At 67.0% G+C, this 13,571-nt stretch carries 12 protein-coding genes; 6 read left to right on the forward strand and 6 right to left on the reverse strand.

Annotated elements, in window-relative coordinates; translation table 11 throughout:
* The first annotated feature begins 614 nt into the window (after positions 1 to 614).
* Complete coding sequence (locus tag PKD89_RS14830) at positions 615 to 1,169, forward strand: recombinase family protein (RefSeq protein WP_289010498.1); 555 nt, start codon at positions 615 to 617, stop codon at positions 1,167 to 1,169.
* A 168-nt stretch (positions 1,170 to 1,337) separates the two neighbouring features.
* Positions 1,338 to 2,228: a hypothetical protein gene (locus PKD89_RS14835; RefSeq protein ID WP_289010488.1), complete on the forward strand. Its 891-nt coding sequence runs from the start codon at positions 1,338 to 1,340 to the stop codon at positions 2,226 to 2,228.
* 62 nt (positions 2,229 to 2,290) lie between these two features.
* Here the strand turns inward: PKD89_RS14835 and PKD89_RS14840 are convergent, their stop codons facing one another.
* Positions 2,291 to 3,880, reverse strand: a complete 1,590-nt coding sequence (locus PKD89_RS14840; protein ID WP_289010489.1) for a recombinase family protein — start codon at positions 3,878 to 3,880, stop codon at positions 2,291 to 2,293.
* 82 nt (positions 3,881 to 3,962) lie between these two features.
* On the opposite strand from PKD89_RS14840, the gene PKD89_RS14845 reads away from it, so the two are divergent.
* Together PKD89_RS14845 and PKD89_RS14850 are read left to right on the forward strand one after the other, a co-directional pair.
* Complete coding sequence (locus PKD89_RS14845; protein ID WP_289010490.1) at positions 3,963 to 4,364, forward strand: hypothetical protein; 402 nt, start codon at positions 3,963 to 3,965, stop codon at positions 4,362 to 4,364.
* Complete coding sequence (locus tag PKD89_RS14850; RefSeq protein ID WP_289010491.1) at positions 4,337 to 4,891, forward strand: hypothetical protein; 555 nt, start codon at positions 4,337 to 4,339, stop codon at positions 4,889 to 4,891. The genes PKD89_RS14845 and PKD89_RS14850 overlap by 28 nt, the downstream gene beginning before the upstream one ends.
* Here PKD89_RS14850 and PKD89_RS14855 read toward each other — a convergent pair.
* Both PKD89_RS14855 and PKD89_RS14860 read right to left on the reverse strand, forming a co-directional pair.
* Complete coding sequence (locus PKD89_RS14855; RefSeq protein ID WP_287378398.1) at positions 4,888 to 5,589, reverse strand: hypothetical protein; 702 nt, start codon at positions 5,587 to 5,589, stop codon at positions 4,888 to 4,890. The two genes, PKD89_RS14850 and PKD89_RS14855, sit on opposite strands and share 4 nt — an antisense overlap.
* 71 nt (positions 5,590 to 5,660) lie before the next feature.
* On the reverse strand, positions 5,661 to 7,547 hold the full coding sequence (locus tag PKD89_RS14860; protein WP_289010492.1) for a hypothetical protein: 1,887 nt from the start codon (positions 7,545 to 7,547) through the stop codon (positions 5,661 to 5,663).
* Positions 7,548 to 7,617: 70 nt separating this feature from the next.
* On the opposite strand from PKD89_RS14860, the gene PKD89_RS14865 reads away from it, so the two are divergent.
* Together PKD89_RS14865 and PKD89_RS14870 are read left to right on the forward strand one after the other, a co-directional pair.
* Positions 7,618 to 9,477, forward strand: a complete 1,860-nt coding sequence (locus PKD89_RS14865; RefSeq protein ID WP_289010493.1) for a glycosyltransferase family 39 protein — start codon at positions 7,618 to 7,620, stop codon at positions 9,475 to 9,477.
* Positions 9,474 to 10,424 (forward strand): hypothetical protein, encoded by a 951-nt coding sequence (locus PKD89_RS14870; RefSeq protein ID WP_289010494.1) that lies wholly within the window; start codon positions 9,474 to 9,476, stop codon positions 10,422 to 10,424. The genes PKD89_RS14865 and PKD89_RS14870 overlap by 4 nt, the downstream gene beginning before the upstream one ends.
* Before the next feature lie 4 nt (positions 10,425 to 10,428).
* Here the strand turns inward: PKD89_RS14870 and PKD89_RS14875 are convergent, their stop codons facing one another.
* Genes PKD89_RS14875 through PKD89_RS14885 form a run of 3 tightly spaced genes read right to left on the reverse strand, consistent with a single transcriptional unit; the run spans position 10,429 to position 13,515 of the window.
* The gene (locus tag PKD89_RS14875) at positions 10,429 to 12,150 is read right to left on the reverse strand and encodes a hypothetical protein (protein ID WP_289010495.1); all 1,722 of its coding nucleotides are present in this window, start codon (positions 12,148 to 12,150) and stop codon (positions 10,429 to 10,431) included.
* A complete protein-coding gene (locus PKD89_RS14880; RefSeq protein ID WP_289010496.1) occupies positions 12,137 to 12,997 on the reverse strand; it encodes a phytanoyl-CoA dioxygenase family protein in 861 nt (286 codons plus the stop codon). The genes PKD89_RS14875 and PKD89_RS14880 overlap by 14 nt, the downstream gene beginning before the upstream one ends.
* Before the next feature lie 29 nt (positions 12,998 to 13,026).
* Positions 13,027 to 13,515: a cytidine deaminase gene (locus PKD89_RS14885; RefSeq protein WP_289010497.1), complete on the reverse strand. Its 489-nt coding sequence runs from the start codon at positions 13,513 to 13,515 to the stop codon at positions 13,027 to 13,029.
* Positions 13,516 to 13,571 lie beyond the last annotated feature (56 nt).

A 13,571-nucleotide genomic window follows, 5' to 3' on the forward strand; every position in this document is an offset into this window, starting at 1 on the left:
TGCCAGCCAGGGGCGACCGTCAGCCCAGCGCATCGGCCTGCGGATCGGGGCACCGATGAACCCCAGGTTTCTGAACAGAAGCCCTGTGCTCGACATGGCTGGCAGGGCCACTTCGCTGTGTGGGGGTGCGCTCGTTGGCAGAAGCCGCCAGACGTAATGCCGAAGCGACTGAGCTGATGCTGAGGCAGGCTACGACGTTGAAAGCTGCGGGCCTTGTTACGGTCTCGTCGAACGCCAGCAACGACAGTTCGCGTCAGCTAAAGGGGTTCCCCCACCTCGAACATCCAGTCCAAGTGCCCAGCCAGTTCTTCGGCAGATTGAACCTGTTCGGAGTGAATGGTTATCCCGCTGCCCTCGTCTGCAGAGTCCTCGGTGGGAACTTCCTCTGGGCCCGAGCCTCTGTCCGTGTTTTCTTCTTTCATGGTGACTCCAAATCTTCGACTGACGGTCTCCCTAGTCAAACATAATGCGACCACGTCCGTCAGGGTGTACCTGAGCGGACACTCTGGTGCCTGTACTATCTGCTGTCTAACAGGGTGTGGTTGAGGTATTATTGGACAGAAACGTAGAGGGGTCTAGAGGTGAGTGGACAAAAGGGCCAGATCGTCGGGTATGTGCGCGTAAGCGCCGCCGACCAGAACGAGGCACGGCAAGTCGAGGTGTTGAGCGATGTCGGCCGTTTGTTCTCGGAGAAGGTCTCCGGCAAGAATGTCGATGACCGGGCGCAGCTGAAGGAATTGTTGGCCTACGTTCGCGACGGCGACAAGGTACGGGTGAAGTCGCCGGATCGGCTCGCTCGGTCAACGAGGGACCTCCTCGATCTCATCGAGCAGTTCCAGGCGAAGGGGGTCGCCCTCGAGTTTGTGGACAACCCGGCGCTGAACACCGACACCCCGCAGGGCGAGTTCATGTTGACGATCCTGGCTGCGGTCGCCCAGCTCGAAAGGGCCACGATCCGGGAGCGCCAGGCTGAGGGTATCGCCATCGCGAAACGGAACGGCGTCTACGAGCGTGCCTTGAAGCTCACGCCTGAGCAGATCGCTCACGCCCGGGAGCGGATCGAGGCGGACGTGCCGAAGGCGAAGATCGCTCGGGACCTCGGGGTGTCGAGGCAGACGCTCTACGCGGCTCTGAGTGGCACCGGCAAGTATGCCGAAGTGAAAGCCTGAGCGGTGACCATGAGGTGGATCCGCTAGCGCCGGACGACGAGGGCTTCTCAAATCGCGACGTTTGGCATCCCGGCTCGGGTCCCTGGCCTAGCGTGGGTTCGAGCGCCCGGTGGGGCAGTCTGGTGCACGAAATGGGAGTCTGCAGTGGAGTATCGAAAGTCCACCCGTGTGAGTCTGAAGGCCCACCCCGCTTTCAACGAGGCGTGGCTGCAGCAGCAAATCGTCAGCGACGTGGCCCTTTTGGGACTCGGGGATCTGGATGTCAAGGACGTGGAGCGTCGCCAGCCCAGGGCCGGCCGCCTCGACGTTCTGCTCTTCGATCCGGAGAGTGGCACGCGATTCGAAGTCGAGATCCAGCTTGGAGCTACTGACGAAAGCCATATCATTCGCACGCTGGAGTACTGGGACAACGAGCGGCGGCGGTTCCCGCAGTACGAGCACATCGCGGTGATCGTCGCGGAGGAGATCACCGGGCGCTTCCTCAACGTCATCAACTTGTTCAACCAAGCCATCCCGCTCATCGCCGTCCAGATGAGCGCCTTGGAAGTGGAGGGAGTGCTCACCCTTCACGCGACGAAAGTGCTGGACCTCGCTTTGCCAGCCCCGGAAGAGGAGGACGAACCGGGGCAGGAAACAGATCGCGGTTACTGGCTGCAGAAGAGCGCTCCGCCAATCCTGAAGATGGCTGACCAGCTGCTTGAACGGATCAACGATCAAGGCCCAGGACTGTCGTTGAAATACAACAAGTACTACATCGGGCTACAGCGCGATGGTGTGGCGGACAACTTCATTACGTTCAGGCCACGGAAGAAGTTCATGGCCCTGGAAGCTCGGATCGATCGAACAGAGGAACTGGATACGCGCCTGGAGGAAGCAGGGATCCCGACACTTGTCTATGACAGGCGATGGAAGAAGTACCGCTTACAGCTGGGGCCAGCCGACATCAAGACCCACCGCGAGCTGATTGTTGACATCATACGGGTGGCTCGCGGCCTGCCTACGGAGCCGTTGACCGATGGAGCCGCGAAGATGCCCCTTTCGGAGACCCCACCCGCGTAAAGCCAGACACCGCTCGTTGAAGGCTGCTCCGATGGCGTCTCGCCAGAGGGGGGTCGGGTGCGCTACCGCAAAGTGATCGCGACGGTTGCGGGGTTGAACTCCTTCACGCCCCGCGGATGCGGATAGAGCCGTACCTCCACCAGGATGTCAATCACATCCCGTTGTACGCCGAGGTCGGCGGCGTCGAACGCCGCCACGGGGTCGGCGGCGTTAAGTGTCTGGCTGGTCGCAGAACTAGCTGTCAGCCGAGCGCGCTCGACGTCGAGCTTTGTAATCTCGGCTTCGGCGCGCTCGCGAATACGTTTCAGATCCTTTCCTTCGATCACCTCGTCGTCGTAGTCACGCTGTGCCCGTGCGACCTTCCCCCGCTGAGTGCTGATCTCGTTCTTAATGGCTTTCAGCCTGGGCTCGTCGTTGGCAGGTAGGAGATTCTGAAGGTCGGGTTTCGCAAGGCGGTCACGGACGGTGTCCAGCACAAAGCGGTCGACCTGCTCGCGACTGCGCATGACGTGGCCTGCGCAGCGGTAGCGCCGGGAGTGTGTTCGTACTGGTTTGACGCAGATGCCGCACAGGAATAATCCGCTACCGAGGTGGCGGCGCTCGGTGCCCTTGCGGTTGGTGATGCGCTGCGGGTCGTCTAGCTTTTCCTGAACGGTCCACCACAGGTCCTCGTCCACGATGGCGGTCCACTGCCCGCGCACCGGCTCGCCGACGTCGTTTCTGAGTATCGATGCACTCCAAGAGCGGCGCTTTCCCGCATTCTTCGCGGAGGATGGGTTCGTCTGGGTGTAGGTGCTGAAGCCTGCGTAGCGTGGGTTTCGCAGGATGCCGAGAACAGTGCTGGGAGACCAGGGGCCGTCGTCTGGGACAGCACGGATCTCCAACTGGTCATTTGAGCGACGAGTCTTGTTCTCTTGGCTCCGCCTTCTGTTGCGCTCCTCGGTGAGAGTGCGGGTTTGTCGGGGGAGGGCAGGCACGGCGGCGAGGTTTGGTTCGTGTTGAGCCTCTTCACTGTTTCCTTCGTTCTTGCTCTTCGCGATGTGTCGGCTCGACAGCGCAGCTGTGATTGAACGAAGCGTTGAGCCATTGGCGAACGCCGTGTATATCGCCTTGACGGCCTTCCCCTCGTGTGGGATCACGTCTCCGTTGAGGCCGTAGCCGAGAGGGCGTACGCCTTTGGGCGGCCGACCCTGTTCTGCCCGCTGGCGATGTGCCCGAGTTTGTCGAGCGGACTTGCGTTCCACTTCGCTCTTGGCAACAGCAGCCTTGATCCGGGAGTACATTCGCCCGCCATCAGTCGTGAGGTCAGCCTCGCCGTTGGCCGTCACGAGCAGGAGCCCGCGATCCTCGGCGGCGTCGATCCAGTCCTCCAACTGACGAGGTTGGCGCGTGAGCCTGTCGAGGTCCCAACAGATGATCGCGGAGAACTTGCCAGCTGCGTAATCGCTGACCAGCTTGTCGTACGCGGGGCGTTTCTTCGTTTTGCTGGTGGCGCTCTTGGATTGGTCGACGTACTCGTCGACAACATCCCAGCCCTTCTGGCTAGCGATGGCTTCGCAGTCCTTGCGCTGGCGTTCGATGGCCAACCCGTCCATCTCACGATCGAGACTGATCCGCAGGTAGATGGCGGCGTGGATAGGTTGGTCGCTCATGGCAGTAAAGGCTACCAGCCAGAGGTTGCGTGGATTCGGAACGAGATGGAGTTTCGCTTCAACGTGTGAGCGGGTGGCCGGCGTGGCCATCACCGCAACCGGAGCACACCTGTTGCTGCGTCGGGCCGGCGGGCCGTGGGGGAGGGCCCGAGGGTTGCTCGCGCTGCCTGGGCTGCTCAACGACGTTGAAGTGCCGACGGCATTGTGGTTGGGGCGCACCCCGCAGGTACACACCTTCGGCATGGACGGTCCGATTGCCGTCGTGACCGCTGGGGTCACCCGGCGAGGAGCGCGCCGAGGCCGGCCCTGCGGGCTGCGGGTGCGGGGCGTCGACGTGTTGAACCCCGGCAAGGTGGGCCGGTGGTCGTGGGCTGCGCCGTGCACGTTGGAGCTTCACCCGTTGGCGGCCGACCGCCTCGGGCTGGCCCCAGGGTCGCCGTTGGACATCGAGTGGGGATGCCCCAGCGGATCGGCCGCAGCGTGAGCCGCCGGTCGGAGGGTGATCGGGAGCGTCAACGGATGGAGCGGGCGCTGGCGGCGTTGGCCGGATCCGGCCTGGACAGCGCCCGCTTCGCCGTGCTCCTCGACCCCGGGGCAGACCTGGCCGTCCTCGACCGCTCGATGACCGCCGTGCTCGCCGTCAGCCCGGGTGGCCTCGGCGCCGTCCTCGACCGGCTGAACGCGAACACCGGCGCCGCCTGGGTCGCCGACCCGCACGGCGACCTGCGCCTCGACCCGGGCGATGCCGCCGAGGTGATGCATGGGTGGCAACTCGGCATCGTGACCGAGCTGCGGTCCGAGCCGCCTGCCGATGGGGACGAGGCCGGATGGCTGGTCATCGAGGCCGAGGCACCCACCGAAGCGACCGACGCCCAGCTGCTCGGCGCCATCGAGGCCGCCCTGGAGCGCGGGGAATCGCCGTCGCGGACGGCCAAGGCGGTGGCCGCCGACTTCGGAGTGCCCAAGCGCCGGGTATACGACCTGGTGCTGTCGTTGGGAGGGGACCGTTAGGCGTCGGCGGGGGTCGGGCACTGGTCGCCGGCCAAAACAAAGAGGGCCAACAGCTGGGTGAGCTCGCTGCTGTCTTCGCCAAGGAGCTTGTCGACAGCGGCCTCGGTGAACGTGCCACCGTTGTCGTTGACGGTCTGCTCGACGGTCAGCATCGCATCCTGGGCGGCCCGAAGACGCTGGGCCAGCGTGCCCTCGGTGGTGGGAGCGGTCTTCGCGGCCAACGCCTGCCATCTGGTGAAGTACTCCGCCAGGTCGTCCTTGGACTGGCTGGGGAGGGAGTTGAGATCGGGCAGCGAGGTGAGCGCGACGAGTTGCGTGCACAGGTCGTCGCTGGACTCGGCTGCGTCGAAGCGGTTGCGAACCGTGCTGGCGGAGAGGCGTATCTGCCAGGGCGCGGTGTTGCTGACGCTCACCGAGCCGGGTGCCACCGTTTCCACGGGAGCTTCGGGGGCGGGGGCCTTGGTATCGGGCACGGCAGCGGTTGTCGGTGACGCGGCGGCGGTGGTGGTCGATGCTTCGGGAGCCTGCGATGCGTCCGGGGCCGAGGTGGAGGTGGAGGTGGCAGCGCTCCCGGCCGCTGCGCTCGTGTCGGAGGCCTGCACCTCCGCGTCGTCGTCGCCCCCGAAGACCACCAACGCCCCGACGATCACGATGACCACTGCGACGACGGCCGCAATGAGGCGAGCTTCTTTGGACATGGTTCGTGCTCCTAGGGGCGCCTGCGATATGCCGGGGGTTTCGACTCAAACCGGCGAGCGAGGCGCTCAGGTTAGTTGTCGGGTCGGGAGGAGGTCTCCCGGTTGGGGCCGAAGCGATGGCTTGCGGCGATCAGGCCGACCGCTGCGAGTATCGCAATGGTGAGGTCGGCGCTCAGTCGGTACCGGCTGAGCCCGAACACCACCATGGTCACCAGGGCGACGTTGAGAATCGGCCCGACGAGTGGAGCCAGTGGGCGGCGCCTGCGAAACAACACGACCGCGCCGGCGATCGCGAACGGCGTCTGCAACCACAGGCCGATGAAGCCGAGCCGGGACGGCAGCCATCCGTGGTCCTCCAGCAGTTGGTCGGCAGCCATCGTCTCGCTGGTTCGATAGACGCCGGTGATCCTGCCAAGGCGGGCGGCCATGACCGTTGAGAGGCCGTCCACATGGTCGCGTATGTACTTCAAGGTTGGTGGCGTCAGCGTGTCGGCGGTGAGGGCCTCGTCGGTCATCAGGAAGTAGAAGTTGAACCGGAACCGAATCTCGTCGCCGGGCTCGACCGGGGTATCGGGGTCGATCACAGGTTGGTCGTTCACCCACACTCCGACCCCGGCCGAGCCGTTCGGGAGCATCCCGTAGTTGGCCGTCAACGTCGGCTGGATGTCCTCGAGGCGCTCAAAGCCGTCGAAGAGCTCGACCGGGGGTGGGTCCTCGGCCAGTCCCACGGCACCCACTTCGGGATCGGTGAGCTGATCGGTGTAGCCGGGTTTGCCGACCAGCCGATCGACCACGTCGGCGACGCGAGTGTCGCCTTCGATGGCCGTCGCCGTCTGGGGATTGAACCAACAGGGGTACCACAGGCCCTTGTAGTCCCCGACAAACACCGGGTCGCAGCTTCCGGCGTTCAGCACGTAGCCCACCACCGAACTGGGACCGGGGGAGCCACCTCCGAGTCGGAGCCGATTCCAGCCGGAGTAGACGCCGACCAGCACCACGGCGGTCACGCCGAAGGCCAGCGCGCTGTGGAGCCGGGTCCGCCAGTCGGGCGAGGCCCGCAGCCACACGAACGGCAGCACGAAGACCCCGAGGCCGGCGAGTTCCACCCTGGTCAGGACGACCAGGACGAAGGTAATCGCCAACGTCACCGAGGTGTTTCGGCCCGGCATGTCCAACGCCCGGTAGCAGGCCAACAGGAACAGCGGCAGGACCACGACGAGCACGGTCTCGTTGTTCAGCATCGAGTCGCCCACCCAGATAGCGGGGTGGATTGCCACGATCGCTGCCGTGACGATGCCGACCCGACCACCCCACCCATCGGGGGCGGCGCGCCGACCGACGGCCGCCATCAGCGGCACCGCCATCGAGCCCAGCAGCACCGAGTAGAACCGGGCTGATGCGACGGTGGTGCCGTCGAGAAGCCTCAGCGCCACATAGAGGACCGTGCCGATCTCGACGACGATCAACGCTCGGGTTCGGCCCCAGAAGTGCCTGACCGTCAGCGCAATCACACCGACCAGCAGCACCGAGACGATGGTCTGGCCCAGCCACGGAGAATCGCCCAGCCACCCCACCAGCGCCAGCCAGGCAACCCCCAACGGCGGCTTGGACGCGGTGGCGACCAGCCGCCCTCCGGAGACGTTGTAGAGCAACGGGTTCATGCCCACCTCGCCGAGCCGAACGAGGTGCGCCGCTCCGAAGAAGCCGGCTGCATCGCCCTTGAGGGTGTAGCACGACGCCCCGAGCACGCCGATGGACGAGCCGGGCGCGCAAGTCGGGCGATAACCGAAAACGTCCCAGAGACGGATCGCCAGCCCGACCGCCCAGATTGCTGCCACCGTTCGCTGCGAGCGCGTCAACGCAGGCGCCTGGGGGGGTTGCGGCGAACGAGCGACCCCGCCGGAGGAGTGCCCTGGCGTCCCGGCCTGAGTGTCGCCGGCCCCGTCCAATTTGGTCACCGAGCGATCATAGAGTCCGTCGCCCAGACGCCCCGGTCGGATCGATGAGGCTTCCTATACTTCGGTCATCGTGACCTCAACCAACGAGGAACTCCTCCAAGCCGAGACGCTCGACCGTGAGTCGTGCCCGGCCGAGCTGCCGCTCAGCAGCGGATTTCGTCAGGGACTGGCGTGGATCACGGCGGTGGGCTCGGCGATCGTGCTGTTGGACCTGATGGTGTTTCGGCCGCTGTGTCCGCCGGCGCGGGGCCAGACGGGCTGCTTCTCCATCGGCGGGGACGCGGCGGGCGTCTTCGTCATGGCCCGGCTGATGGCCTGGGGCAATGGCCTGGCCAGCCCCATCGCCTACGAACTGGCCGGAGGAATCTCGGCACCGTTCGTCGGCAAACCCCCAGCGGTGGTCACCTACCTGGCCGGCGTGCTCTGGCTGGGCGAGCGTCCACTGCTGGTACGTGCGCTGATCTTCCTCGTCGTGGGTGCGTTGGTCGCCTGGTTCATCCGGCACCGGGTGGCTCAACCGGTGCGACGAGTCGCCGAGGTGGCCGTTCCCATCCTGGTGGTGGTGTCGCTGCTCGCCGGCAACCCCTCGCTGCTGGCGAGGGTTGCCCTGTCGGCTTTGGCCTTGGGAGCGATCCCGATCGTGGGCCTCCTGGGCCGACGGCTGGTGGACGAGCGCACTGGGTTGGTAGCGGCATTCCTGGCAGCGGTCGTGCCGGCGGTGTGGGTGAACGCCACCATGATGAACGTCGAGACCCTCTACGTGGTCGCACTGCCGTTGGTGCTGTTGGCCACCCTTCGAGCGGCCGACCGGCCCGAGCCGCTGCGCTTCGTCCAACTTGGAGGGGCGATGCTTGTGTTGTCGTTCACCCGACTGGAGGGTGTCGCTCTGGCGGCGCTGTTGCTGGCCGGGTTGGTGATGGCGGCGCGGACCCCGTCGCTCGGCAGGCGACTGTTGCTGGCCGGGTTGTCGCTGGCAATCGTGGCGGTGCCGCTCGTCGGATGGTCGGCGCTGAACAACGCCCGGTTCAAGGGGGGCACGGGGGTTTCGATCGGCGGTGGATCGGTGCTGTGGAGCGGGGCGTGCGACAAGGTGACCTACGGGGAGTTCAAGGGGTTCTGGACCCTGTGCACGCCCGAGACGACGATCTCCGAGCGCATACCGCTGACCGAGGCGGTGGACGATCTGGTGTTGGTGCCCGGATACGCCGAGGCGGTGATGGACCCCGACAACCCGGTGCTCAGCCACGCCATGGAACGCCCGGAGCGCACCGCGACCACGCCGGTTGCCAGCGTGGAGCTGGTTCGAGCCGAGTACGACAAACTCTCCGGGTTCCTGCCCGATGGCTCGCGAGGGGTCGGAATTTGGGTGGACGACAAGCCGGTGGTCGACCCGGACCTGATCTTGGAACCGGGTCAGCATCTGCTGGTCCACGCCAACCCGGTTTCCGGCTTCAGCGAGGTGGAGCTGGACGCCGGGGCAACCGCCCGCGCGCTGCGCTACTACGGCGAGCGGATGGACGACCTTCCATTGCTGGGGGCGGCACGGGTCGGGCGGGCCATGGGTGTCTACAGGCCGAATCAAACGGCGCAGCTGGAAACGCTGGTCGAGGGACGCGAATCGTGGCAGGCGTGGGCTGGCGTGATCAGCTGGTGGGTGATGGCCCCGGTCGCGGTGCTGGGCGCCGTCCAGCTTCGAGGGCGACGACCGATCTGGCCCTTCGCCGCCGTGACGGTGCTGGTGGTCCTCGTGATTGCGGCTTCGCTGGGCATCCCTCGGTATCGGCTGGGACTGGATGTGGTGGCCTGCGTTCTGGTCGCCGTGCCGTTGGTCCGCTGGTGGTCGCAGCGTCAACCCACGCTGTCGGTTCTGGGACCCCTACAGGGCGAGGGCACGGACGATGATGCCAACGAGACCGTGAGGGACCGATGAAGGCACGCATCACCATCGATCCGCCGGACGACGCCCTGCTGGGGGAGTTGGCGCCGTTCCTGCACTCCGTGCTGGACGCGCCGAGGTTCGAGACCACGGCCTACCTGAAGCAGATGTATGGGGCGGCGCCGCAGACGCCCATCTGCGTACAGGCCCGGATCGATGGCGAGATCGTGGCTCACCAGGCCTTTCTGTGGCTGCCGATGCGCACCGCCCTGAACAACACGCTGCCTGCGACGTTGTCGGTGAACAGTTCGGCCGCCGCCCGTCTACGCGGGACCGGGGTGTACGCGGACCTCTCCCTCAAGATGCTCACGTGGGGGTTCGCCGCCGGCTCGCTGGCCTACTACGGCGTGACCAACGAAGCGTCGATGAGGGCCACGACACGACTAGGCGGCAAGGTGGTCGCGCAGCTGCCGGTGCGCGCGTTGTTGAGTGCCGGGCGTCCCGACCCAGCGTGGACTCACCGGGCGGTGACGCCCGAGTTGCTCGGCGGAGAGCTGCCCGAACGTCTGGCCGCCGACGCCGATGTGGCGTCCCGTTTTGGCGTTCGCTACGGGTGGAATGCCGAGCTGTTGCGCTGGCGCCTTGGCTTTCCCGGCACGGCCCTGACCATCTCGGAACATCCGAGGTTCTGGGTGGTCAGCACGGTCCGCAAGGCAGCGGGCATTCCCGTCGTGGCGTTGCTGAAGGTGTGGGCGAGGGAGCGATCCGACCGGCCGATCCGGCTGGGCCCGTCGGCCGTGGCCTCGTTGGCCCGCGCGCACCGCACCCCCGCGGTGATCCACGTCGGGCTCAACGCGGATGTCGCCATGGTGGGAACCCCGTTACCCAAAAGAATTCGGCCCGCTCCGCTGTTTCTGACCTACGTGGCCAACCCCGAGATCGTGGCCACCGAGGAGATCAACTTCGACACGTTCGAGCTGCTGGACTTCGACGCTCTGTGATCGGTCAGCCCTCGGTGGGGCAGACGCCCCACAGCGACAGCACCTGGGTTTCGACCACCGGGCAGAACCGCCGGTTGAACACTCGCTGCGCAGCAGGGTCGCCCGCCTCGGCGGATCGGTTGTCCTCCCGCAACTGCGGCAGCGCCGGCGAGACCAGCACCCAGTCGGCCCGTGCCAACTCGTCGGGCAGGGTCGATCCCTTCACGTTGGTGAAACCTGGGTCCATCTCGGAGTGGTACGTGCCCACCGTGAGCTCGGGGAACAAGGTGTACAGCGCCGTCCAGTTGTTGTAGGCGCGCGTCAGATCGCCCGGTGCCACGATCATCAGGTCGCCCGGCTGGGCTCGAGCTGCCAACTCGGTGACGACCTGCTGGATCGGGGGACCGAGGCTGGTCGGCACCAGCAGCGACCGGTCGCCAACGGTGACGTCGGTCGCCGATCGGCCGGGCTCACCCGTGACCGCCCGCAGCCAGGGGCCGAGGGTGAGGGCGGGAATCAACAGGATCACGATTGCCGGGGTCAGGGCCAACCATGCGGGTCCGATGGACCCCATCGGCCTGGCCGGGACGCTTCCGGGCGCGGTGCCGCCCGTCGCCCCGGCACGGCGCCGTCGCCACAGTCCGACCGCAAGGCTGCAACTGACCGGCAGCGCCGCCAGCGGGATGGCGGTGACGAGCACCAGGTGGCCAGGATCGGGTCGCTGCAGGAGCTGGGGCAACGTCGCGAGTGCGAGCGCAGCCACCGGAACCAGGGCGGGTTGTTCCCGGCGGAAGATGGCTGCGACCGTCACCAACAACGCGACGGCGGCCACCGAGATCCAGAACCACAACGCCAGCTGGGTCGCCAGGCCCGGAGCGGGCAGCGGCCAATCGGGGGCCAGGCGCAGGCTGCGATTCAACCCCTGGAGCTCGAAGAACGAGGGTGGCGGCAGGGTTCGGTAGGGCCGGAGCGTGAACACCGGATCGACCACGAGCACCCGCCACGCCCGGCCCGGTCCGGCAATCCAGGTGTAGGCGGCCAGGGGTATGAGGCCGACGGCCCCACCTGCGGCGACCCTTCCTAGGACGCCTCGGAACGCGGTCCGGTCGTGGTGTGCCCACAGCGCGGCGCCCCCGGCGGCTGCCACGGCGAGCGCGAGATCGACCCGGGCTCCAAGCGCGAGCCCGAACAACAGTCCGCCGGCGACGAGCCGGACGGTTTCCCAGGGGGTGGGCCGCACGTCGCCCTCTTCGGGGCTCGTTGCCGGCCCGGCGCTCCTGACCAACAGCACACCCCAGATCACTGCGGCGTAGCCGTACCACCAGGACACCGCCATCAGGCTGCCTTGGGCGTACACGACGATCGACGTGACCACGGCAGCGACGGTGGCCACGTTGCGTCCCCACGGTCGAAGCAGCTGTCGGACGCCGAGGACGATGGCGATCAACAACAGCGCACCGATCACGCGCTGTGCGCCGATCGAGGGGCCGACCAGCTTGAACCAGCCGGCCATCAGCCAGGGGCCGAGCGGACCGTACAGGGCGTGGAAGTCCACGCCGGGGGTCTGCCCGCCGAGCACCAGCTCGGCGTGCAACACGTTGAAGCCCTCCTCGTACAGGGGACCCGGTGCGCCTCGCAGGCCCCAGGCCGGGATGAGGGCAGCAAATCCGGCGATCAGCCAGCCTGCCTCACGGGGCAGCGTCCACCCGCCGCTGGCGTTCCCCGTCGGCGGCTCAGCGTCGGTCACGGAACCCCCGCAGGGGCAGGTGGCCCCGCTGCAGCCAGTTGTCGGCCGGGTACTCGGCGCCCGGATCGATGGCGTGAAGGGTGTAGGCCGCCCGGCGGCGCTGCGACCGGTTGGCCTCGCTGTAGTGCGGCAACAGCCCGTCGAGCACGATCAACGTGCCGGCCTCGACCTCCAGGGGTATGAACCCCTCGCCGGGTGCGGGCTCGGGGCCGAGCACCTGCATCGTGGTGCCGCCCTGCGAGGCCCGCCGGAACCGCCTGGCCGGTGCCCTGCGGTGCCCGCCGGGCAGCGCCCACAGGCAGCCGTTGTCCAGCGTGGCATCCTCGAGGGCAAACCAGAACCCGACGACCGACTGGGGTTCGGTCCACAAGAAGGTGTGGTCGGTGTGCGAGGACACCTCGCCGCCGATGCCGGGCTGTTTGAAGATGAGCATCGACTGGATGAGCGCATGGCCGCCCACCCTCAGCGAATCGGCCAGCTCGGCCATGCGGGGGTGGCGGCTGAAGTCGTCGAAGACGGGATCGAGGTCGTGCTGGGCGTGGCCAAACTTGTTGATCGCCCGATCGAGGGGCACCCGCAGCCCACCGTCGGCATCGAAGGCCTCCGGCTCGAAGAAGAAGCTGATCCGATCTCCCGAGGCCAGGAAGTAGTCGTCGGAGGTGCGGGTCTGTTCGTTGGTGGAGAAGATCGATTTGGTCGATTCGTCCGGTTGGAAGGCGACGACCAGTTCGGTGGCGCGATCGACGAGCGCCGTCGCCTCCTCTCGGGAGAAGAAGTCCTCGACGACCAGGTAGCCGTCACGGTCCAAGCGATCCCGCCGTGCCGTCGACGTCGGAGTAGGGGTCATGGCGGGCAGTCTGCCAGCTGGACCGCGCCTCAGGTCGACGTCGCGGCGTGGCGGCCGTCGTCCTCGCCGGTGCCGTCGGCAAGCCGGGCGACGTCGGCCGGGCCGAAGCCCCAGGGCAACAGGTCGTCGATCGGGTGGGGCCCATCGGCCAGCATGACGATCAGCCCGTCGGTAAACTCGGCGATCAGCTGGCGGCAGCGGCCGCAGGGGGGCAGGGGCACCCCGTCGGCGCCGACGGCCACCAGTCGCCGCAGCCGGCCCCCACCGGTGCGGGCCAGGTCGCTGATCACCGCGCACTCGGCGCACAGCGACAGGCCGATCGACGCGCACTCGGTGTTGGAGCCGACGAGCATGCGGCCGTCGGCCGTTTCGGCGGAGGCGCCGACGCGCACGCCCGAGTACGGCGCGTAGCTGCGCTCGGTGGCCTCGACCGCCGCAGCGATCAGCCGATCCCACGACCCGGCCGCACCGTCGCTCACCGGGCTTCGGCCGTGTTCATGGGGCTTCGACTGTGTCATTGGGCTTCGACTGTGTCATTGGGCTTCGACTGTGTCATTGGGCTTCGACTGTGTCA

The organism is Candidatus Neomicrothrix sp. (assembly GCF_035329545.1).
Taxonomy (GTDB): Bacteria; Actinomycetota; Acidimicrobiia; order Acidimicrobiales; family Microtrichaceae; genus Microthrix; species Microthrix subdominans.